General features: G+C 67.7%; 21 protein-coding genes, 1 tRNA gene and 1 pseudogene. 9 read left to right on the top strand and 14 right to left on the bottom strand.

All coding sequences use genetic code 11. The features are described from left to right. Position 1: 1 nt before the first annotated feature. From ABIE51_RS07760 to ffh, 6 genes are all read right to left on the bottom strand, one after another. Complete coding sequence (locus ABIE51_RS07760; protein ID WP_354503776.1) at positions 2-967, bottom strand: Mut7-C RNAse domain-containing protein; 966 nt, start codon at positions 965-967, stop codon at positions 2-4. 166 nt (positions 968-1133) lie between these two features. Beyond that, positions 1134-1529, bottom strand: a complete 396-nt coding sequence (gene rplS / locus ABIE51_RS07755) for a 50S ribosomal protein L19 (protein WP_115840762.1) — start codon at positions 1527-1529, stop codon at positions 1134-1136. Between the two features lie 115 nt (positions 1530-1644). Next, positions 1645-2439 (bottom strand): tRNA (guanosine(37)-N1)-methyltransferase TrmD, encoded by a 795-nt coding sequence (gene trmD, locus ABIE51_RS07750; protein WP_192630294.1) that lies wholly within the window; start codon positions 2437-2439, stop codon positions 1645-1647. A gap of 8 nt (positions 2440-2447) precedes the next feature. Next, a complete protein-coding gene (gene rimM / locus ABIE51_RS07745; protein ID WP_192631632.1) occupies positions 2448-2987 on the bottom strand; it encodes a ribosome maturation factor RimM in 540 nt (179 codons plus the stop codon). A 35-nt stretch (positions 2988-3022) separates the two neighbouring features. Next, positions 3023-3280 carry a 30S ribosomal protein S16 gene (gene rpsP, locus ABIE51_RS07740; protein WP_115840765.1) on the bottom strand — a complete coding sequence of 86 codons (258 nt, stop codon included), beginning with the start codon at positions 3278-3280 and terminating at the stop codon, positions 3023-3025. 228 nt (positions 3281-3508) lie between these two features. Next, positions 3509-4876, bottom strand: a complete 1368-nt coding sequence (ffh, locus tag ABIE51_RS07735) for a signal recognition particle protein (protein ID WP_115840766.1) — start codon at positions 4874-4876, stop codon at positions 3509-3511. Between the two features lie 119 nt (positions 4877-4995). On the opposite strand from ffh, the gene ABIE51_RS07730 reads away from it, so the two are divergent. The 9 genes from ABIE51_RS07730 (at position 4996) to ABIE51_RS07690 (ending at position 13850) form a co-directional block, all read left to right on the top strand. Next, the gene (locus ABIE51_RS07730; protein ID WP_192630293.1) at positions 4996-5787 is read left to right on the top strand and encodes a cytochrome C assembly family protein; all 792 of its coding nucleotides are present in this window, start codon (positions 4996-4998) and stop codon (positions 5785-5787) included. Positions 5788-5847: 60 nt separating this feature from the next. Then, on the top strand, positions 5848-6987 hold the full coding sequence (locus tag ABIE51_RS07725) for an acyltransferase family protein (protein ID WP_192630292.1): 1140 nt from the start codon (positions 5848-5850) through the stop codon (positions 6985-6987). A 75-nt stretch (positions 6988-7062) separates the two neighbouring features. Next, on the top strand, positions 7063-7521 hold the full coding sequence (locus ABIE51_RS07720) for a MarR family winged helix-turn-helix transcriptional regulator (protein WP_115840767.1): 459 nt from the start codon (positions 7063-7065) through the stop codon (positions 7519-7521). Between the two features lie 2 nt (positions 7522-7523). Further along, a complete protein-coding gene (locus ABIE51_RS07715) occupies positions 7524-9044 on the top strand; it encodes an efflux transporter outer membrane subunit (protein WP_192630291.1) in 1521 nt (506 codons plus the stop codon). Beyond that, entirely contained in the window at positions 9041-10240 is a 1200-nt protein-coding gene (locus tag ABIE51_RS07710) for an HlyD family secretion protein (RefSeq protein WP_115840769.1), read from the top strand. Before ABIE51_RS07715 ends, ABIE51_RS07710 begins: the two co-directional genes overlap by 4 nt. A 248-nt stretch (positions 10241-10488) precedes the next feature. Beyond that, on the top strand, positions 10489-12048 hold the full coding sequence (locus ABIE51_RS07705; RefSeq protein ID WP_232338590.1) for a DHA2 family efflux MFS transporter permease subunit: 1560 nt from the start codon (positions 10489-10491) through the stop codon (positions 12046-12048). A gap of 121 nt (positions 12049-12169) precedes the next feature. After that, on the top strand, positions 12170-13021 hold the full coding sequence (gene purU / locus ABIE51_RS07700; RefSeq protein WP_192630290.1) for a formyltetrahydrofolate deformylase: 852 nt from the start codon (positions 12170-12172) through the stop codon (positions 13019-13021). Positions 13022-13071: 50 nt separating this feature from the next. Continuing rightward, on the top strand, positions 13072-13518 hold the full coding sequence (locus ABIE51_RS07695; protein WP_192630289.1) for a hypothetical protein: 447 nt from the start codon (positions 13072-13074) through the stop codon (positions 13516-13518). Between the two features lie 56 nt (positions 13519-13574). Further along, positions 13575-13850 (top strand): hypothetical protein, encoded by a 276-nt coding sequence (locus ABIE51_RS07690; protein WP_192630288.1) that lies wholly within the window; start codon positions 13575-13577, stop codon positions 13848-13850. Position 13851: 1 nt separating this feature from the next. Here ABIE51_RS07690 and radA read toward each other — a convergent pair whose 3' ends face one another. The 8 genes and pseudogenes from radA to ABIE51_RS07650 form a co-directional block, all read right to left on the bottom strand. After that, positions 13852-15252, bottom strand: a complete 1401-nt coding sequence (gene radA / locus ABIE51_RS07685; RefSeq protein WP_192630287.1) for a DNA repair protein RadA — start codon at positions 15250-15252, stop codon at positions 13852-13854. A 76-nt stretch (positions 15253-15328) separates the two neighbouring features. Further along, positions 15329-15616: a hypothetical protein gene (locus ABIE51_RS07680; RefSeq protein WP_147298541.1), complete on the bottom strand. Its 288-nt coding sequence runs from the start codon at positions 15614-15616 to the stop codon at positions 15329-15331. Positions 15617-16005: 389 nt separating this feature from the next. Next, positions 16006-16497, bottom strand: a pseudogene (locus ABIE51_RS07675) (pyridoxamine 5'-phosphate oxidase family protein); the annotation flags it as partial. A 128-nt stretch (positions 16498-16625) separates the two neighbouring features. After that, positions 16626-16701 (bottom strand) — tRNA-Thr (locus ABIE51_RS07670). Between the two features lie 135 nt (positions 16702-16836). Next, positions 16837-17787, bottom strand: a complete 951-nt coding sequence (gene ispH, locus ABIE51_RS07665; RefSeq protein ID WP_192630285.1) for a 4-hydroxy-3-methylbut-2-enyl diphosphate reductase — start codon at positions 17785-17787, stop codon at positions 16837-16839. 10 nt (positions 17788-17797) lie between these two features. Continuing rightward, complete coding sequence (lspA, locus tag ABIE51_RS07660) at positions 17798-18304, bottom strand: signal peptidase II (protein ID WP_192630284.1); 507 nt, start codon at positions 18302-18304, stop codon at positions 17798-17800. Then, entirely contained in the window at positions 18304-21117 is a 2814-nt protein-coding gene (gene ileS / locus ABIE51_RS07655) for an isoleucine--tRNA ligase (protein WP_354504832.1), read from the bottom strand. Before ileS ends, lspA begins: the two co-directional genes overlap by 1 nt. 72 nt (positions 21118-21189) lie before the next feature. Beyond that, on the bottom strand, positions 21190-22140 hold the full coding sequence (locus ABIE51_RS07650; RefSeq protein ID WP_192630282.1) for a bifunctional riboflavin kinase/FAD synthetase: 951 nt from the start codon (positions 22138-22140) through the stop codon (positions 21190-21192). Between the last annotated feature and the right edge of the window lie 40 nt (positions 22141-22180).

The raw sequence follows: 22180 nt of genomic DNA, 5'->3' as shown, positions 1-22180 counted from the left end.
GTCAGATCGACACGCCGACTTCGTCCAGACGCTGGCGAAGTCGCGTGAGGTGGCTGCCAGGCCAGTAGATCTGTCCACAGTCGCCGCATCGGCTGAGCGTGGCGCCGTGGCCGGAAAGCACGTTCGCTGGCACGTCGTTGCGCCCTTGTTTTTCGGTCTTCGGAGGCGTGGGATCGCGAATATCCGGCGGTGAATCCGGATCGCCCGTCGGCGGCGTGCGTCCGGGATCGCGGCGCTCCGGTTCGCCCGGATCGGGATCGCGGCGCTCGGGCTCACCCGGCGGCGGCTCGCGTTCGTCGGGGTGGTCGCGATCGGGACCGTGTTCGTCAGGTTGCGCCATCGACATGTCCAGCGCTTCCACCTTCCCGTTGCAGCGCGCGCAACGCGTGAACGGCGCGACGCGTGAGTCGAGCTGGAAACGGTCGAGCACTTCGCGCAATTGGCGGCGCGGATCGGTCGCGTGCAGGAACGCACCGTGCGTGACGGCCGAACGTTTGAGCAGCCCGGTATCGCGGCTGAGCAGGATGCGATGCTGCGCGCGCGAAATGCGCTCGAGTTCGTCGTCCCCGTAATCGTTGCGATACAGCGCATCGAAGCCGAGCAGTCGCAGGTACGACGCCAGGCGCCCCAGGTGCACGTCGAGCACGAACCGCGGCTCGCGCAGCGGCGCTGGACGCAGGCGGTTGGCTTCGCCCAGCTCGAAGCGCTCGAACATCGGATACACCGCCACGCGTTCGCCGCCGGTAAGACGATGCGAGAACGGCACGGGTTCGCCATCGACCAGGATCAGGTCGACTTCGGTATGCGGCACGCCGAGCGATTCGATGCGGTCCTTCACCGACGGCGTGCCGTCGAAGGCATGCAGGAAACTGCGCTTGCGCCGCGCGGGCGCGAGGAAATCGCCGAGCTCCTCGTAGAAGCGGAACTCGCACGTCGATTGCGGACTGCGATGAAGCAGGCTGGCCACGTCGGCATCCGTCGCGCGATCACGCGATCGCATCGCGAACGCTACGCCGCCGCGCGTGGGCATCGCGGGAAGAAGCGTTGCGCCCGATTCCGAAGGCCCGAAACGACAACGGCCGCCCGGAGGCGGCCGTTGGATCGGCGCGGGCGCTGGGCCCGTCGCGCGAGGATTACTCGGCGGACTTGGCGTCGGTCTTGGCGTAGGCGGCCAGGTCTTCCTTGATGCGCGCCTTCTTGCCCTGCAGACCACGCAGGTAGTACAGCTTGCCCGCGCGCACCTTGCCGCGACGCTTCACGTCGACCGAGGCGATGGTGGCGCTGTGGGTCTGGAACACGCGCTCGACGCCGTAGCCGTGCGAGATCTTGCGCACGGTGAACGACGAGTTCAGGCCGGCGTTCTTGATGCCGATGACCACGCCTTCATAGGCCTGGACGCGCTCGCGATTGCCTTCCTTGACCTTCACGTTGACGACGACCGTGTCGCCCTGGCTGAAGGAAGGAAGCTGGCGCTGGATCTGCTCGGCTTCGAAGGTCTGGAGGAGCGTGTGGATGGAGGGCTTGTTCATGGCTTTGGCCTGTTGGAGTCGTTGTAGCGCGAGTGCACGTGGACCCGCGTCTGGCATGGGTGGAGCGAATGGAAGCCGCGGATTATAGCGGCTTTTTTTCTTGCGTGGCTAGGGCTTACGGCGTCCCGGGGCCGTCCCGGGCGGGGTCTTGGGACGCCTGCCCGGCCCCTTCGGCCTCCAGCGCGGCCCGGTAGGCGGCCAGGAGCTTGCGATCGGCCTTCGACAGCGCCGCCTCGTCCAGCAGGTCCGGTCGGCGCTGCCAGGTCCGGCCCAGCGACTGCATCCGGCGCCACTTGGCGATTTCGGCGTGGTTGCCCGACATCAGCACCTCGGGAACCGTGCCGAACTCATGCTCGACCGGTCGCGTGTAGTGCGGGCAGTCCAGCAGTCCGTCCTCGAAGCTGTCCTGCACCGCGGACTCGGCGTCGCCCAGCACGCCCTCGCGCAACCGGGCGACGGCGTCCACGATCACCGCCGCGGCAAGCTCGCCACCGGACAGCACGTAGTCGCCGATGGAGATTTCCTCGTCGACCTCGGCCCGGATCAGCCGCTCGTCGATGCCTTCGTAGCGTCCGCACAGCAGGATGAGGCGCTCGCGGCCGGCGAGTTCACGCAACTTGGCCTGCGTCAGCGGCGTGCCCTGCGGGCTCATGTAGAGGACCTTCGCCGGCGCCGGGTCGGCTTCGCGCGCGGCGCGCAGGCTCGCGCGGAGCGGATCGACCAGCATCACCATGCCGGGACCGCCACCGAAGGGGCGATCGTCGACGCGGCGGTAATTCCCTTCCGCGTAATCGCGTGGATTGAAGCCGTGCACCGACAGCAGCCCGCGCTCGACCGCTCGCCCGACCACGCCGAACGCCGCGCATTGCGCGACGAAATCCGGAAACAGGCTGACGATGTCGATGCGCATGGCGGCTTTCAGAAGTCCGGATCCCAGTCCACCGTCACCACGCCGGCGTCGAAATCCACCGACGTGACGTACTGCGGCTGGACGAAGGGAATCATGCGTTCGCGCTCGTCGTCGCGCGCGACCAGCACGTCGTTGGCACCCGTGGAAAACAGGTGCGAGATGGTGCCGAGCGCGACGCCTTCGATCGTGACCACGCGCAGGCCTTCGAGGTCGACCCAGTAGTACTCGCCCTCGCTCGGCGGCGGGAGCGCCGACCGCGGCACGTAGATTTCGGTGCCGCGCATCGCCTCGATGGCGTCGCGATCGGTGACGTGCGGGAAGCTGGCGACGGTGAACTTGCCGCTCTGCTTGCCGCGCACGCCACGCACTTCGGTCTCGTTGCCCTGCGCGTCGCGCAGGATCCAGGGCTGGTAGCGGAAGATCGCGTCGCGCGGTTCCGTCCAGGATTCCAGTTTTGCTTCGCCCCTGATGCCAAAAGCGCCGGAAATCCTGCCTAACAGGATCCGGCGCTCTTGGGATCCGGTGCGCTCCGAGGAGGCGCCCGTCATATCGATCTGGCCGCGCACGAAGCGCGGCCCGCGGATCAGGCGGCGGTCGCGGCCTTGGCCGCTTCCTTGTACAGCACGGCGACCTTGTCGGTCAGCTGCGCGCCGTTCTTGATCCAGTGCTGCACGCGCTCGACGTTGAGCTCCACGCGCTTCTCGGCGCCTTGGGCGACCGGGTTGTAGAAGCCCACGCGCTCGATGTTGCGGCCGTCACGGGCGTTGCGGCTGTCGGTGACGATGACGTGGTAGAAGGGACGCTTCTTGGCGCCGCCGCGAGCGAGACGAATCTTGACCATGGTTCGGTAGTTCCTGTGTTGCCCAGCTGCCGGAATGGCAGGGTAAGCCCGCAAGTATAAGGCATTGATCGGGATGGGGAAACCCCATCAATACAGCCCTCCCCAAGCCCCCCTAAGTTAGGGGGCGGTCCGCACCGGAGGTGCGGATGGGCGGGGTATGGAGGCGCACTGGTTGGGGCCCAGGGTTTGCCAGGCAAACCCTGGGGAGTTACGGGCGAGGCCCGGAACTTACCGGAACGGCATCCCGCCGCGGGCGCCCATCATGCCCTTCATGCCGCGCATCAGGCCTTTCATGCCGCCGCCGGCCAGCTTGGACATCATCTTTTCCATCTGCTGGTACTGCTTCATCAGCTTGTTGACGTCGGCCGGGGTCAGGCCGGCGCCCTTGGCGATGCGGGCGCGGCGCGAGCCGTTCAGCAGGCCCGGGTTGCGACGCTCCTTCTTGGTCATCGAATTGATGATCGCGACCATGCGCGGCACTTCCTTGCCGGTGACCTGGTTCTTCACGGAGTCCGGGATCTGGCCCATGCCCGGCAGCTTGTCCATCAGGCCGTGGATGCCGCCCATGTTCTGCATCTGCTCGAGCTGGTCCTTCATGTCGTTCAGGTCGAACTTCTTGCCCTTGGCGACCTTCTCGGCGAGCTTCTGCGCCTTGTCCTTGTCGACCTGCGATTCGACCTGCTCGACCAGCGACAGCACGTCGCCCATGTCGAGGATGCGGCTGGCGATGCGGTCCGGGTGGAACACGTCCAAGCCGTCGGGCTTCTCGCCCACGCCGATGAACTTGATCGGGCGCTGGGTGATGTAGCGCACGCTCAGCGCCGCGCCACCGCGAGCGTCGCCGTCGGTCTTGGTGAGCACCACGCCGGTCAGCGGCAGCGCCTCGCCGAAATGCTTGGCGGTGACGGCCGCGTCCTGACCGGTCATCGAGTCGACGACGAACAGCGTTTCGACCGGATTGACCGCGGCGTGCAGCGCCTTGATCTCGGCCATCATCGCTTCGTCGATGCTGGTGCGGCCGGCGGTGTCGACCAGCAGGACGTCGACGAAGGACTTCTTCGCGTCGTCGATGGCGGCCTTCACGATCGCTTCGGGCTTCTGGTCCGCGCTCGACGGGAAGAACAGCACGTCGACCTGCTGCGCGAGCGTCTTGAGCTGCTCGATCGCCGCGGGGCGATACACGTCGGCGGACACCACCATCACCTTCTTCTTGCGCTTTTCCTTCAGATGCTTGGCAAGCTTGCCGACGGTGGTCGTCTTGCCCGCGCCCTGCAGGCCGGCCATCAGGATGACCGCCGGCGCCGGCACGTTGAGGTTCAGGTCGGCGGCCTGCGAACCCATGACGGCCGTCATTTCGTCGCGCACGACCTTGATCAGCGCCTGGCCCGGCGTGAGGGATTTCAGCACTTCCTGGCCGACCGCACGCACCTTGATGCGCTCGATCAGCGCCTGCACCACCGGCAGCGCGACGTCGGCCTCCAGCAGGGCGATGCGCACCTCGCGCAGCGACTCGCGGATGTTCTCCTCGGTCAGGCGGCCGCGGCCGCGCAGGCGCTCGATGGTGCCGGAAAGGCGCTGGGTCAGGGATTCGAACATGCGGACGCGACCTGGACGAAAGCAGAAAACGGGGCGCGAAGTATAGCCTTTCGACAACTGCGACCCGGTGCGCAACCGGCCCCATGCGGTTCGTCTCGCCGCTGTGCGACACTGCCTCGATGACAATCGTTCTCATCGCCATCGCCATGTACCTGGTCGCGACCGCCCTGCTCATCGGCGGCGTGCGGCAGGAACCGACGCGGCCGTCACGCCTGTGGCTGCTGCCGGCGGTGGGCGGCGTGGCGCTGCACGCGCTGGCGCACCTGCTCGCCTGGCACGCCAGCGGCGGCGCGGACATGCACTTCTACGCGGCGCTCTCGCTGGTCGCCCTGGGCATGGCCGCGCTCACCGCGCTGGTCGGCGCGGGCGGGCGGATGGCGGCGCTGGGCGTGATCGTGTTCCCGATCGCGGCGCTGGCGCTGTTCGGTTACCACCACCACGGGCACGTGCTGGGCGAGCACTTGGACTGGCGCCTGCAACTCCACGCGTGGATGGCGCTGCTCGCCTACGCGACGCTGGCGATCGCCGCCCTGCTGGCGGTGATGCTGTGGGCGCAGGAGCGCGCACTGCGTCGGCGCGAATTCCACCGCTGGCTGCGCGCCCTGCCCCCGCTGGTCGAACTGGAAACCCTGCTGTTCCGGACCATCGCGGTCGGATTCGCGCTGCTCACCGCGACCTTGCTGACTGGCCTGCTGTTCGTGGAAAACCTCTTCGCCCAGCACCTGGTGCACAAGACCGTGCTCAGCGTCCTGTCGTGGTTGCTGTTCGGCGGCCTGCTGGCCGGTCGGTGGCGCTACGGCTGGCGCGGGGCGGTCGCCGTTCGCTGGACGCTCACGGCGATGGCGCTGCTGATCCTCGCCTTCTTCGGCAGCAAGTTCGTCCTCGAACTCGTCCTCCGCCGCCCGGCATAAGGCCCTCCTGTCGACGCCAGGACACATGCGTCGCATCCCAACGACAAGCCATCGCCGCTTATGGACAAGCAAGCCCGCGTGACTCCCGATCGCCTCACGTTCCTCGATTCGCTTCGTGGGCTCGCCGCGATTTACGTGGTGCTGTACCACGTCCTCGCGATGCCCGCCCCACCGCTGCATGCCGGTCCGATCCTTGGTCCGATGGTCTCCCTGGGTGGTTCGGGCGTGGCGCTCTTCTTCGTGATCAGCGCGTTCTCCCTGTGCTACACGATGCCGCGCCACCAGAACTCGGGGCTGCCGCTCGTCTCGTTCTACACGCATCGCGTGTTTCGCATCGCTCCGCTGTTCTTCGTCCTGCTCGCGTTCTCGCTGTGGCGCGACGGCCGAGGCGCGAATGCCGGCCACGGCATCGGAGAGACCGCCGCCAACCTCGCGTTCACCTTCAACCTGTTCGACGGGTGGCAGGAAGGCATCGTCTGGGCCAGTTGGGCGGTCGGCGTCGAGATGATCTTCTACGCGGTATTTCCGCTGTTCTTCGCGTCCATACGAAACGCGTTCAGTGCGCTCGTCCTGTGCGTCGCATCCACCGCGCTCGCGCTGGCCGTGCAGCACGGACTCACCGGAGAGCTCCAGGAACGCCTGATCGGGCCGTTCGGCCTGCTGCGGCACCTGCCCGTGTTTGCGTTAGGGATCCTTTCGTACCACCTGTATGGCCCGCTGAAGCATCTGGCGGAGAGGGGCAAGGCGCTTGCGGCCCTGGCCTTCGTGGGCGCAAGCGCCATCGCGGGAGCCTGCCTGGCGTTGGCCCTGCGAAGCGGGTTCGTGGGATCGATGGAAACCTGGATCGCGATGGGGGCGATCTACGCGATGCTCCTGCTGGCCCTCGCGATGGCTCCATGGCGGGTCCTGGTGAACCGCGCGACGCGCTACCTCGGAACGATCAGCTACTCGGTGTACCTGGGTCACCCGATCGTAGTGGCAGCCCTGATCCCGGTATTTCGCCGCGTCGAGGAGGCGATCGGGAGCGCCTCCATCTCGTACCTGGCCTGCGCCGCGTTGACGCTTGCCGGGACACTTCCGCTCGCGGGGGTCTCGTTCAGGTTTGTGGAGAAGCCAGGTATCCGGTTGGGAAAGCGCTTCGTGGATCGCCTACGTTCCACGCGAGGGACACCATTGGCGGTCGCTCCCAGCGATCCGTAGCAAGCCGGCCGGTTTCCATTGCTGAAACAATATTTGCATTGACAAATATTGCCCGGGCGAAGAAGATGCGCACCCATGTCCGCATCCCGTTCCCTCGCTCCTTGCAGCGGCTCGACGCTCGGCCTGCTTTTCCGGCAGGTCCGCGACGCCATGTGGTCGCGCATGGAGCACGAACTGGCCGCCGCCGGCCACGAGCTCACCTTCAGCCAGTACATCGCGCTGAAGAAGCTGTCCGACGGGCCGCACGGCGTCACCGACCTCGCCCGCGCCGCCGAGCTCAATCCCGGCGCGATGACCCGCCTGCTCGACAAGCTCGAAGCCCGCGGGCTGCTCGCGCGCGAAGCCGATCCGGCCGATCGTCGCGCGGTGAACATCCAGCTCACCGAAGCCGGCCGCGCGATGTGGCTCGACGTGAACCAGTGCGGCCAGCGCGTGCGCGAGCGCGCAATGCACGGCATGAGCGACGCCGAACGCGAACAGCTCACGCGGATGCTCGAACAGGTCCGCGACAACCTTTCCCTTTCCGACACCTGACCATGGCCCATTCCTTCCCTCGCCCGCTCCGCGGGCTGAAGCCCGTGTCCCTGCAGGCGACGTCAACGCTGGCGGTCGCGCTGGCGAGCGTGCTGGTTCTGGCCGGCTGCGCGAGTTCGCGCGGCCTCGCGCCGGAGGGCCAGTTGCTCGATGCGAACAGCCTGCAGACGCAGCGTTCGCTGTCCGATGCGACCGTGTCTCCGGCGGCGTTTCCCACGCAGGACTGGTGGACCTCGCTCGGCGATGCGCAGCTCGATTCGCTGATCGCCGAAGCCCTGCAGGGCACGCCGAGCCTCGCCGCCGCCGATGCGCGCGTTCGCCAGGCCGTCGCGCAGGCGGGCCTGGCCGATGCGGCGCGCAAGCCCACGCTCAGCGGCAGCGCGCAATACGTCGGCGTGCAGCTCCCCGAAACCCTCGCGGCACCGCCGCTCGGCGGGTCCTACACGGACATCGCCATGCTGGGCCTGACGTTCAACTACACGTTCGACCTGTGGGGTGGCGAGAAAGCCAAGTGGCTGGCGGCCGTCGGGCAGACGCACGCGGCGGAAGTCGAAGCGCAGGCCGCCCGGCTGACGCTGTCGTCGAACATCGCGCGCGCCTACGTCTCGCTCGCGCAGGCGTTCGATGCGAACGACGTGGCGAAGGCCGACTTCCAGCGCGCCAGCGGACTGCTCGACCTGGGCCGCCAGCGCGTCGCCGCCGGCCTCGACAACCAGTTGCAGATCCACAACGCCGAAAGCGCAGTAGCGAGCGCGCAGCAGCAAATCCAGGCGAGCGAACACGAGATCGAAGTCTCGCGCAACGCGCTGGCCGCACTGCTGGGCAAGGGCCCGGACCGCGGCCGCGATATCGCGCGCCCGACGATCCTGCAGGCCTCCACGCCGAGCGTGCCCTCGGTACTGCCCAGCGAACTGCTCGGCCATCGTCCCGACGTCGTCGCCGCACGGTGGCGCGTGGAAGCCGCGCAGCACGGCATCAAGGCGAGCAAGGCCGCGTTCTATCCGAGCATCAACCTCGTCGCCTTGCCCGCGCTGGCCGTCGGCGCCGGCGACCTGGGCGACATCTTCAGCGGCGATGCACTGCAGTTGCTCGGTGGCGCGGCGCTGAACCTGCCGATCTTCGACGGCGGCCGCCTGCGCAACAACCTCGCCAGCAGCGATGCGAGCTACGACCTCGCGGTCGCCACCTACAACCAGTCGCTGGTCGCCGCGCTGCGTGAAGTCGCCGACGCCGTGCATTCGGCGCGCTCGCTCGATGCGCAGATCGCCTCGGCGACGCAGGCGCGCGATGCCGCGCGCAGTGCGTGGGACATCGCCACGCAGCGCTACAAGGCGGGCCTGGGCACGCAGCTCGACGTACTGGCCGCGCAGCGTCCGCTGCTCGACAGCGATCGCCAGCTCACCGTGCTTCGCGCGCAGCGGCTGGCCGCTTCCATCGACCTCGACCGCGCGCTCGGCGGCGGCCTGGTCCTGACTTCCCCGACGACTTCCGAATCCGACATCGCCAAGGCCTCCACGCCATGACCACCGAACCCAATCCGAACGCGAAGGCCGCGGCGACGCCCGCGCCGCAGTCCAACGGCAAGCGCAGGAAGGCGCTGACGATCCTCGCCGCCGTGGCGGTGCTGGCCGGCATCGGCTGGACGACGTACTACCTCACCGTCGCGCGCTTCCATGAAGACACCGACGACGCCTACGTGCAGGGCAACGTGGTCAGCATCGTCCCGCAGACGCAGGGCACGGTGGTGAGCATCGACGCCGACGACGGCATGAAGGTCGAAGCCGGCCAGCCGCTCGTGCACCTGGATCCGAACGATGCGCAGGTCGCCTATGACCAGGCCGTCGCCAATCTTGCCAACACGGTGCGCCAGGTGCGCGGCCTGTACAGCGCGGTCGATGCCGGCGCCGCCGATCTCGCCGCGCGGCAGGCGCAGGTCGCACGTGCGCGCGCCGACCTGAAGCGTCGCGAAGGCCTCGTCGGCAACGGTGCGGTGTCGGCCGAAGAACTCGCCCACGCGCGCAACGAACTGGCCGTGCTCGAAGCCGGCCTGCGTGCATCCAGCGGCAACCTGTCGCGCAACCGCGCGCTGGTCGATGCGACCGACGTCGGCACTCAGCCGCAGGTCGCCGCCGCCGCGTCGCAGCTGCGCCAGGCGTACCTCAACCTGCAGCGCACGGCGATCGTCGCGCCGGTGTCGGGTTACGTCGCCAAGCGCCAGGTGCAGCTCGGCCAGCGCGTGCAGCCGGGCGTGAACCTGATGACCATCGTCCCGCTGGAACAGCTGTGGGTCGAGGCGAACTTCAAGGAAACGCAGCTGGCGAAGATGCGCATCGGCCAGCCGGTGAAGGTGCACGCCGACCTGTACGGCGGCGACGTCGAATACGACGGCCGGATCGCCGCGCTCGGCATGGGCACGGGCAGCGCGTTCTCGCTGTTGCCGGCGCAGAACGCCAGCGGCAACTGGATCAAGATCGTGCAGCGCGTGCCGGTGCGCATCGAAGTCGAACCCAAGCAGCTGGCCGAACATCCGCTGCGCCTGGGCCTGAGCATGGCGGTGGACGTCACCGTGCGCGACCAGGACGGCCCGGTGCTCGCCGCGCCGCGCAAGGATGACAAGCCGCTGTTCACCACGGCCGCGTACGAGAAGCAGCTCAACGATGCGAACGCGCTGATCGACAAGGTCATCCGCGAGAACCTGCCGGGCACGCGCCACGGTTGATGCGCGCGTACCGCCTGTAACGAACGCGTCGGAGCGAACGCTTCGACGCAACGCGACACCGCTCCACGCTCCACGTCTTTGCCGTCATCCCCGCGAATGCGGGGGCCTGTAGACCGATCCCTCCCCCGAACGTCGCAGGATTCCCGCCATCGCGGGAATGACGGCCCTTCTTCCCACGACGCGACCTCAATGTCGCGTCGCACACCTCGGACGACGCCATGTCCACCATCGCGCAACAGGAAGAGGAAATGGGCCTGCCGGTCACGCCGGAGCCGCCCAGGTCCGCCTTCCGTCCGCCCAACATCGCGTTGACGACCGTCGGCCTGGCGCTGGCGTCGTTCATGCAGGTGCTCGACACCACCATCGCCAACGTCTCGCTGCCGACCATCTCCGGCAACCTCGGCGCGAGCGCGAACCAGGCGACGTGGGTCATAACGTCCTTTGCGGTGAGCAACGCCATCGCGCTGCCGCTCACGGGCTTCCTCACGCGCCGCTTCGGCGAACGCAAGCTGTTCACGTGGGCGACGCTCGCCTTCGTGATCGCCTCGCTGCTGTGCGGCCTGGCCAACTCGATGGGCCTGCTGGTCGCCGCGCGTGCGCTGCAGGGCTTCGTCGCCGGCCCGATGTATCCGGTCACGCAGGCGCTGCTGATCTCGATCTATCCACCGCAGAAACGCGGGCAGGCGATCGCGCTGCTGGCGATGGTGACGGTCGTGGCGCCCATCGCGGGCCCGATCCTCGGCGGCTGGATCACCGACAACTACAGCTGGGAGTGGATCTTCTTCATCAACGTTCCCATCGGCATCTTCGCCAGCATCGTCGTCGGACGGCAGCTGAAGGGCCGTCCGGAACGCCTTGAACGTCCGAAGATGGATTACATCGGCCTGGCCACGCTGGTGCTGGGCGTGGGCGCGCTGCAGATCATGCTCGACCTGGGCAACGACGAAGACTGGTTCAACTCGACCAAGATCGTGTGGCTGACGGTCATCGCGGTGGCCGCGCTTGCGGTGTTCGTCATCTGGGAACTCACCGAGAAGGATCCGATCGTCAACCTGCGCCTGTTCCGCCACCGCAACTTCGCCAGCGGCACCGCGGCGATGGTGATGGCGTACTCGGCGTTCTTCAGCGTCGGCCTGCTCGTTCCGCTGTGGTTGCAGCGCAACCTCGGCTACACGTCGATCTGGGCGGGTTTCGCGAGCGCGCCCATCGGCATCCTGCCCGTGCTGCTCACGCCGCTGGTAGGCAAGTACGCATCGAAGTTCGACCTTCGCATGCTGGCGACGTTCGCCTTCGTGGTGATGGCGGCCACGAGTTTCTACCGCTCCGGATTCACACTCGACGTGGACTTCGCGCGCGTGGCCGAAGTGCAGCTGTGGCAAGGCCTGGGCGTGGCGCTGTTCTTCATGCCGGTGCTGACGATATTGCTGTCGGACCTGGAGCCGCACGAGATCGCCGCGGGTTCCGGTCTTGCGACCTTCGTGCGCACGCTGGGCGGCAGTTTCGCGGCCTCGCTGACCACGTGGGCCTGGAACCAGCGCAGCACGATCCACCACGCGCGACTGACCGAGAACATCAGCGCCTACGATCCGGCGATGCAGCAGACGGTGACCTCGCTGGGCCAGGGCGACGTGCAGCGCGGCGCGCTGGTGCTCAACCAGATGATCTCGCAGCAGGCGGTGCAGATCGGCTTCAACGAGATCTTCCACCTGCTGGGCATCCTGTTCCTGGTGGTGATCGTGTTCGTCTGGTTCGCCAAGCCGCCGTTCACGGCAAAGATGGGCGGCGGCGCGGCGGCGGGCGGTCACTGACGGCACGCTGCGCCGAATGCATGCAAGCAGGAAGGGGGCCGGGAAACCGGCCCTCCCTTTCCGGGGCCGCCTGCACGCGTGCACTGCGTTCTAACCGGCAACGGATCGCGCCGATGCCCCGATGCCCCACTACGTCCTTACCCTCTCCTGCCCGGATCGTCCGGGCATCGTCAACGCGGTCACCGGGCACCTGCTGCGGTACGAGGGCAACATCCTCGAAGCGCAGCAGTACAACGATCGCGAAACCGACCGCTTCTTCATGCGCACCGTGTTCGCGCTCGCGCCGGAATCGCTGACGCAGGTACTCGCCGGCTTCGACACGCTCGCGCGCGCGTTCCGCATGGAATGGTCGCTGCGCGATCGCGGCGAGCCGCGTCGCGTGATGCTGCTGGCATCCAGGTTCGACCACTGCCTCGCCGACGTGCTCTACCGCTGGCGCATCGGCGAGTTGCCGATGGCGATTACCGCCGTCGTCGCCAACCACCCGCGCGAAACCTACCGGCATCTGGACTTCGACGGCATCCCCTTTCATCACCTGCCCGTCGAGAAGGGCCGCAAGCACGAGCAGGAGGCCGCGCTCGCCGCATTGATCGAGGAATCCGGTACCGAGTTGGTGGTGCTCGCGCGCTACATGCAGGTGCTGTCGGCGGAGCTGGCGCGCACGCTCGCCGGGCGCTGCATCAACATCCACCACTCGTTCCTGCCGGGCTTCAAGGGCGCGCGGCCGTACCACCAGGCGCACGCGCGCGGGGTGAAGCTGATCGGCGCGACGGCACACTTCGTCACCGCCGACCTCGACGAAGGCCCGATCATCGAACAGGACACGCAACGTGTGAGCCATCACGACACGCCCGACGACCTCATCCGCATCGGCCGCGATATCGAACGCCGCGTGCTCGCGCAGGCGCTGCGTTACTGGCTCGACGACCGCATCCTGCTCAACGGCCATCGCACGGTGGTGTTCGCGGTGTGAACTGAATGCGTGTTCGCCACGCGCACACATCCCGCGCGTAAGGTGCGGCCATGGGCGCGGCGCGATGGATCATCGTGATCTGGCTGGGAACCGTCGTGATGTCGACGGTTCTCGTGGGCTGGCTCGTGCTCTGGCATCGCCTCACCGTGCAGCGCGAAGCGATGCGCCTGCAGGCAGCCTTCGACGCGCTGTCGTTCCCCACGCCCGCCGGCCCGCTCCCGGGCGAAGCGCTCACCGTGGTGAAGATCGCCTACCAGCTCGACGAGGACGATCCGGACATGCGTTCCCGCGCCGGGCCGGCGCATTGGGATTCGCTCTGGTACGCGGCCGGTCCGGGGCCGAGTTACTTCCTCGCCGTCTGCACGCTCGATGCGCGCACCGCCGGCGTCGCCCCGCGATGGGCCGTGCGATGCATCGATGAGGCGCGGATGCGCGCCGCCATCAGCGACGATACGCGGGCGCAGATGCTGGCGTTCGGCGGGGCGATCGAAGCCTAGCCCGCCCGCGTCCCGCGGACCCGTACACTAGCGAGGTGCATTGCGTGGGAGGCGCGATGAAGAAGGTCGCGATGTATGTGCTTGCGTGCCTGCTTGTCGTGCCCTTGCTGGGCACGCTGGCGCTGATGCGCCTGTGCGGACGCAGCGCGCCGGACAGGGGCAGATCCTGCACGCCGGACCAGACGATCGAATTCCTGCACGAAGCCGGGGATCGCCTCGCCGGCATCACGACGCTGCAACTTGCGGTCCTGAGCGTGGTGGTGCTTTACGTCGCCTGCGTGGTCTGGTTGTGGAAACGCAAGCGTTCCGGGAGCGCCGACCGCGGGCAATAGGTCACGCCCGCTCCAGCGCGTCCGCCAGCCGTTCCACCGCGATCACTTCCATCTCGCCGATGCGCCCGCTGCGCGGCGCGTTCGACTTCGGCACGATCGCGCGCTTGAAGCCGTGCGTGGCCGCTTCCTTGAGGCGCTCCTCGCCGTTGGGGACCGGGCGGATCTCGCCCGACAGGCCGACTTCGCCGAACGCGATCGTCTGCTCCGACAGCGGCCGATCGCGCAGCGAGGAGAGCACGGCCAGCAGCACGGGAAGGTCTGCCGCCGTTTCCTGCACGCGGATGCCGCCCACGACATTCACGAACACGTCCTGGTCGCCCACGCCGATACCGCCGTGGCGATGCAGCACCGCCAGCAGCATCGCGAGGCGGTTGCCTTCCATGCCGACGGCGACGCGGCGCGGATTCGACAGCGGCGAGGCGTCGACCAGCGCCTGCACTTCCACCAGCAGCGGCCGCGTGCCCTCGCGCGTGACCATCACGCAGCTGCCCGGCTGCGGGCGCTCGCTGCCCGAGAGGAAGATCGCCGACGGATTGGGCACTTCGCGCAGGCCCTTCTCGCCCATCGCGAACACGCCCAGTTCGTTCACCGCACCGAAGCGGTTCTTGAACGCGCGCAGCACGCGGAAACGGCTGCCGCTTTCGCCTTCGAAATACAGCACCGCGTCGACCATGTGTTCGAGCACGCGCGGCCCGGCGATGCCGCCTTCCTTGGTGACGTGGCCGACGAGGAACACCGCGGTGCCGGTTTCCTTCGCGTAGCGCACCAGGCGCGCGGCGCTTTCGCGCACCTGGCTCACCGAGCCGGGCGCGGCGCTGAGTTCTTCCGTCCACAGCGTTTGCACCGAGTCGGCGACGATCAGGCCCGGACGCATCTTTGCCGCGTGTTCGAGCACGCGCTCGACGCCGGTTTCGGCCAGCGCATGGACGCCATCGACCGGCACGCCCAGGCGTGAAGCGCGACCAGCGACCTGCGCCAGCGATTCCTCGCCGGTGACGTACAGGCCCGGCAAGGTGCCAGCCATCTTGCTGATCGCCTGCAGCAGCAGCGTGGACTTGCCGATGCCCGGATCGCCGCCCACCAGCACCACCGAGCCATGCACCAGGCCGCCGCCGAGCACGCGGTCGAACTCACCGATGCCGGTGCTGACGCGGTCTTCCTCGGTGTGGCGCACGTCGGCCAGCGCGGTGACGGCGGGCGCGTCGGCCCTGCCCGCCCAGCTGCCGCGACGGCTCGCGGCGACGCTCGCGCCCGCCTTGGCGGCGGGCTCGACGACGAATTCGCTCAGCGTGTTCCAGCCGCCGCATTCCCCGCACTGCCCTTGCCACTTGTTGTGGTCGGCACCGCATTCGGAACACACGTAGGCGGTGCGGGCCTTGGAGGATTTGGCGACTTTCGACATGGGCGGGCGCGGCGATGGGACTGCCGGCACTCTACCCGGCCCGCGTCGCGCAAGGCGAGACGCGGGCGGTTGCGGCTTACGCGGCGTAGCGGATGTGACGCTCCGGGTAGACGGCGTTCAGTTCGTGCTGCGGCAGGCCGAGCAGCCCGCCGACGTCGCCGTGCGGCACGATGCTGTAGCCGCGCGCGTCGATGTCCTTGACGATCCCCATCCAGTCCAGCTTCGGCACGACGTGGTCGCTGTCCACCGACCATCCGAACCTTACTTCGCCCAGCGCGTCCATCTCGTCGCCGGGAAGTGGTGCGCCACACGGCGCGACCACGAATCCTTCGTTCTGTCCTACCACGAAGACATTGACCTGCATGTTCGACACCTTTCATGCCCCTGTCGAAAAACTGGCGGCATGTTGGCGATGCGCGCGCTAAAGAACGGTGAACATCAGATTGCCGGTAGATGAATCGTTCATCGAACGGACGTGAAAGGAAATTCAGGTGCGTTGTGCATCACCGACGCGCGCCGCGATCGGCAGGCGCGCGCGGGGAACTTGACGACCCCTCAACTCGCCGCGCGGGTGCGTTTCGCCGTCTTGCCGGTCGCGCCGGCGCGCTTGACGGTCGCCTTCTTCGCGGTGCTTGCGCGCTTGGTGGTGGCCTTCTTCGCGGCTTTCTTCGGCGCCTTCGCGGCTGCCGATTTCGCACCGGTGCGCGCGTTCGCATGCGACGGCGGCAGACGCTTGCGCGGACGCTTCTCGCTGAGGTCGACGATGCGGTTCTCGCCCATCACCTCTTCCTTCTTCGTCACGCGCGCGATGATGAAACTCACCGCCTTGCCGATCCAGGAACCCGGGCCGTCCCAGTATTCGACCGAGTGCACGTCCACTTCGAGCAGCGTGAGGTTCGGATCGTTCTTGCCCTTGGGGAAGAACGCCTTCATCGCGTCGTTCCACAGCTCCTCGATCATCTCGCGGTCGCGGTTCACGCGCGCGGTGCCGGTCATCGAGATGTAGACGTTCTTGCCCTTGCTCGCGTAGGCGAGATTGACCTTCGGATTGCGGCGGATCTCCGCCACCTTCGGGCTGTCGGTTTCGGTGAAGAACCACACGCGCCGACCGTCGAACCGCGCGTCCTGCGTGGACAGCGGCCGGCTCATCAGGAAGCCGCCCGCACCCGTCGTCGTCAGCATGGCGATGTCGATCTTCTTCAGCAGCTCGCCGATGCGCTTCACGTTCCTGTCGATGCCGGCCATCGTTCCACTCCGCAAGGAAAGTGGCGACTGTTCCACCGTCGGCGCAGAGCAGGTGTGAAGGGGCACGCGCCGCCATCGAGCATGCGCCAAAAAAGAAGCCCCGCCGAAGCGGGGCTCAAAAAATAAACTGGTGCCGGAAATAGGAATCGAACCTACGACCTACGCATTACGAATGCGCCGCTCTACCAACTGAGCTATTCCGGCGGATGGTGCTGCGAAGCGCGTGGGCGGGCCGCTCGGGCCGTGCCGCGGAGCGCTCTCCGCGAAGACGGGAATTCTAGGCGCTGCCCCGGTTCCGGGTCAATTGCCGGGTGAAGCCGGGGCTGCCGATACGGTCGGTCAGTCGACCAGTTGCAGGCGCAGTTCCTTGGGCAGCGCGAAGACCATGTTCTCCGGCTCGCCCTCCAGGTCCGACACGTGCTCTGCGCCCAGTTCGCGCAGGCGGTCGATCACGCCGCGCACGAGCACCTCCGGCGCGGACGCTCCGGCCGTGACGCCGATGCGCTGGCGACCGGCCACCCACTTTGGATCGATCTCGATCGCGCCGTCGATGAGGTAGGCCTCCACGCCTTCGCGCTCGGCCAGCTCGCGCAGGCGGTTGGAATTGGAGCTGTTGATCGAGCCGACCACCAGCACCAGGTCGCAGCGCGCGGCCAGTTCGCGCACGGCGTCCTGGCGGTTCTGCGTGGCGTAGCAGATGTCGTCGTTCTTCGGGCCCTGGATGGCCGGGAACTTCGCGCGCAGGGCTTCGATGACGGTGCGGGTGTCGTCCACCGACAGCGTCGTCTGCGTGGTGTAGGCCACGTTCTCCGGCTGGTCGATCGTCAGTGCGGCGACGTCCTCGCTGTCCTCGACCAGATAGATGCGACCGGCGCCGGCCTCGCGGCGCCACTGGCCCATCGTGCCCTCCACTTCCGGATGGCCTTCGTGGCCGATCAGGATCACGTCGCGACCGGCGCGGCACTGGCGGGCAACTTCCAGGTGCACCTTGGTCACCAGCGGACAGGTCGCGTCGAACACCTTCAGCCCCCGACGCTCGGCTTCCACCCGCACCGCACGGGCGACGCCGTGCGCGCTGAAGATCACCGTCGCGTTGTCGGGCACCTCGTCGAGCTCCTCGACGAAGATCGCGCCGCGATGCTTCAGGTCGTCCACCACGAAGCGGTTGTGCACCACTTCGTGGCGCACGTAGATCGGCGCACCGAGGGTCTCGATGGCGCGCTTGACGATCTCGATGGCGCGGTCGACACCGGCACAGAAACCGCGGGGATTGGCGAGCAGGACGTCCATGAGACTTATTCTACCGGCGCTGGGCGACGGTCGCCGCGGGCTTGCTGAACAGCCCGAACAGCGCGATGCCGATGGCGCCTGCGACGATCGCCGAGTCGGCGACGTTGAACGCCGGCCAGTAGTGGTCGCGCCAGTACCACTGGATGAAGTCCACGACGTGCCCGTGCATCAGGCGGTCGATCACGTTGCCCAGCGCACCGCCGATCACCAGCGCGTACGGCAGCGCGCTCTTCCAGTCGCGGCGCGGCGTGCGGGCCAGCCACCACGCCAGCAGGCCGCTGATCGCCACCGCCAGCACGACGAAGAAGTACTTCTGCCAGCCGCCGGCGTCGCTGAGGAAACTGAAGGCCGCGCCCGTGTTGTAGGTGCGGTACCAGTTCCAGAAGCCGTCGATCACCGGGATCGCCGTGTACTCCGGCAGCGAACTCAGGACCCACATCTTGGTGAGCTGGTCTAGCACGATGACCGCGACCGAGAGAGCCAGCCACGGCAGCGCATTGGGACGAACCGGCGCCATCAGAACCACTCCCGGTGTTCGCCGTCGCCGGCGAGGTTGGTCACGCAGCGGCCGCACAGCTGCGGATGCGCCTGGTCGGTGCCGATGTCGGCCCGGTACTGCCAGCAACGCACGCACTTGGTCTTGGTCGTCGGCGTTGCGAGCACGGCGATGTCCTTGATGCCGTCGTCGGCGACGATTTCCACGTCACCGCTGATGAACAGGAAACGCAGCTCGTCGGCGAACGGCGCCAGCCAGTTCTGGTCGGCGACGCCTGCCTTCAGGCTGATTTCGGCCTCCAGCGCCGCGCCGATCTCGCCGGCGGCGCGCATCGGCTCAAGCGTCTTGCTGACTTCCTCGCGCAGCGCGAGCAGGCGGTCGAAATCCTCGGCCGACAGCGCCGCATCTTCCGGCAGCAGCGCCAGTCCGTCGTACCAGGTGACGAACAGGACGTTGTCCTCGCGCGGGCCGTGCTCGGTGACGGCCGGCAGATGGCGCCACATCTCGTCGGCGGTGAACGCCAGGATCGGCGCGATCCAGCGCACGAACGCCTCGGCGATGCGGTACATCGCGCTCTGCGCCGAACGGCGGCCGCGCGAGTCCTCCGGCATCGTGTAGAGGCGGTCCTTCGTGACGTCGAGGTACAGCGATCCCAGGTCGACCGAGCAGAAGTTCGACAGCGCCTGCACGATCTCGGCGAAGTCGTAGCGCTCGTACGCGCTGGCGATGCGGTCCTGCAGTTCGGCGGCGCGATGCACGATCCAGCGGTCGAGCGCGACCATGTCCTCCAGCGGACGCAGGTGCGTCGCCGGCTCGAAACCGTTGAGGTTCGCCAGCAGGAAGCGCGCTGTGTTGCGGATGCGGCGATAGACGTCGGAGGTGCGCTTGAGGATGTTGTCCGACACCGACATCTCGTTGCGGTAGTCGGTGGAGGCGATCCACAGGCGCAGCACGTCGGCGCCCATCGCGTTGATGACCTTCTGCGGCTCGACGGTGTTGCCGAGCGACTTGGACATCTTCTTGCCCTGCTCGTCCACGGTGAAACCGTGCGTCAGCACCTGGCGGTACGGCGCGACGCCGTCCATCGCCACGCCGGTGAGCAGCGAGGAATGGAACCAGCCGCGATGCTGGTCGGACCCTTCCAGGTACAGATCCGCCGGCTTGTACAGGCCGTCCTGCGGACGCTGCGCGAGCACGCATTCGTGGCTCACGCCGGAGTCGAACCAGACGTCGAGGATGTCGGTGACCTTCTCGTACTGCGAGGCTTCGTCGCCCAGCAGTTCCTCGGCGGTCATCGAGTACCACGCATCGGCGCCGGCCTGCTCGACCTTCTCGGCGACCTTGCGCATCAGCTCGGGCGAACGCGGATGGATCTCGCCGGTCTCGCGATGGAAGAACAGCGCGATCGGCACGCCCCAGTAGCGCTGGCGCGAGATCGTCCAGTCCGGGCGGCCTTCGATCATGTTGTAGATGCGCGCCTCGCCCCACTCGGGCACCCACGCGACCTTGCCGATCTCGCTCAGCGCATCGCGGCGCAGGTTGGCCTGCTCCATCGAGATGAACCACTGCGGCGTGGCGCGGAAGATCACCGGCGTCTTGTGACGCCAGCAATGCGGGTAACTGTGCGTGAGCTTGTGCGCGGCCAGCAGGTGGCCGCTGGCGCGGACGACGTCGACCAGGATGTCGTTCGCCTTCCACAGGTGCAGGCCGGCGAGCACGACGCCGTCGGCCGGCGGCGTGGTCGGCAGGTACAGGCCCTTCGCGTCGACCGGGTTGATCTGCGCGGCGGTGTACTTGTCGGTCAGGCCGTACTTCAGGCCGATCGTGTAGTCGTCCGGGCCGTGGCCCGGGGCGGTGTGGACCATGCCGGTGCCGTCCTCGGCCGACACGTGGTCGCCGACGAGCACCGGGATGTCGCGCTCGGCATAGAACGGATGCTGCATGAGCGCGCCTTCGAGGTCGCGGCCCAGCGCGCGGCCAAGGATCGTGATCTCCTCGACGCCATAGCGCGACAGCGCCTTGCCGGCGAGCGCTTCGGCGAGCACGAGCAGACGACGGCCGCCGTCGGGCAGGCGCGGGCCTTCGACCAGCACGTAGTCGAGTTCCGGACCGACGCTGATCGCCAGGCTCGCCGGCAGCGTCCACGGCGTGGTGGTCCAGATCGGCATCGCGACGCGCACGCCGTCGTCGACGCTGGCGCCGAACAGGCGCGCCACGACCTGCGGATCGCGCGCGTCGTAGGCGACGTCGATCGCCCAGGACTGCTTGTCGGCGTATTCGATCTCGGCTTCGGCCAGCGCCGAGCCGCAATCGAAGCACCAGTGCACCGGCTTCGCGCCGCGCACAAGGTGACCGCGCTCGACGATCTTCGCCAGCGAGCGGACGATGTCGGCCTCGTAGCGGAAATCCATCGTGCGGTACGGGTTTTCCCAGTCGCCGATCACGCCCAGCCGCTTGAAGTCGCGGCGCTGCAGGTCAATCTGCTCGCTCGCGTATTCGCGGCACTTCTGGCGGAACTGCGCGGCGTCGAGCTTCTCGCCGACCTTGCCGAACTTCTTCTCGACCTGGTGTTCGATGGGCAGGCCGTGGCAATCCCAGCCCGGCACGTACGGCGCGTCATAGCCGGCCATCAGCTTGGACTTCACCACCAGGTCCTTGAGGACCTTGTTGACCGCGTGGCCAATGTGGATCGCGCCGTTGGCGTACGGCGGGCCGTCGTGCAGCACGAAGCTGCGCTCGCGCTTGCCGACCTTCTCGCGAATCTGCGCGTACAGGCCATCGGCCTCCCAGCGCGCCAGGGTTTCGGGCTCGCGCTTGGGCAGGTCGCCGCGCATCGGGAATTCCGTCGCGGGCAGGTGCAGGGTGGCTTTGTACTGGTTGGGATCTTGGGCGGTCACAAGCGGCGCTCAGGCGAAGGCGTGGTGTTGTTCTTTCGAAAGGATCTCGCGTGCTTCCGCAGCATCGCGATGCATCTGCGCGGTCAAGGCCGGCAGATCGGAAAACTTCAGTTCATCGCGCAGCTTCGCGACGAACTCGACTTCGATGCGGCGCCCGTACAGGTCGCCATCGAAATCGAAAAGGTGCGCCTCCAGCAGCGGCTCCACGCCGTCCACCGTCGGCCGCGTGCCCAGGCTCGACACCGACGCGCGCGGTGCATCGCCCACGCCGTGCACCCACGTGGCGTAGATGCCCGACAACGCCGGCGTGCGGCCGCCGAAGCGGAGGTTCGCCGTCGGAAAGCCCAGCGTGCGGCCGAGCTGCTTGCCCTGCACGACGTGGCCGGCAATGGCGTACGGCCGGCCGAGGAAGCGTTCGGCCGTCGCGAAATCGCCCTCGCGCAGCGCCTGGCGGATGCGCGTGGCAGAGACCCGCTCGCCATCGACCTGCACCGGCTCGATCTCGCCGGCGACGAACCCGTGCGCCTGCCCCACCGCCTTCAGCACGCCGATGTCGCCGCCACGCGCCTTGCCGAAACGGAATTCCGGACCGACCCAGACCTCGCGCGCATTCAAGCGGTGCACCAGCACCTGTTCCGCGAATTCCTCGGCGCTGAGGGAACACAGCCGGCGATCGAAACGCAGCAAACCGAGCTGGTCGACGCCCATTTCGAACAGGCGCCCGGCCTTGGTCCGCGGCAGCATCAGGCGCGGCGGCGGATCGTTGGGCGCGAAGAACTCACGCGGCAGCGGCTCGAAACTCAGCACCACGCAGGGCACGTCGAGCGCGCGCGCGCGGGCGAGCGCGTGGCGCACCAGCGCCTGGTGGCCCAGGTGCAGGCCGTCGAATGCGCCGATGCAGACCACACTGCCGTGCGGGCATCGGGGCCCGCCTTCGACGTCACGAAACAGCCTGCTCATCGGTTCGAAGTATAGCCGGCCAGGTCCATCTCCAAGGCTC

The organism is Lysobacter sp. OAE881 (genome assembly GCF_040546665.1).
Lineage (GTDB): Bacteria > Pseudomonadota > Gammaproteobacteria > Xanthomonadales > Xanthomonadaceae > Lysobacter_J > Lysobacter_J soli.
Note: the sequence above shows the minus strand (reverse complement) of the source record. Positions and strands in the feature narration are given on the sequence as shown.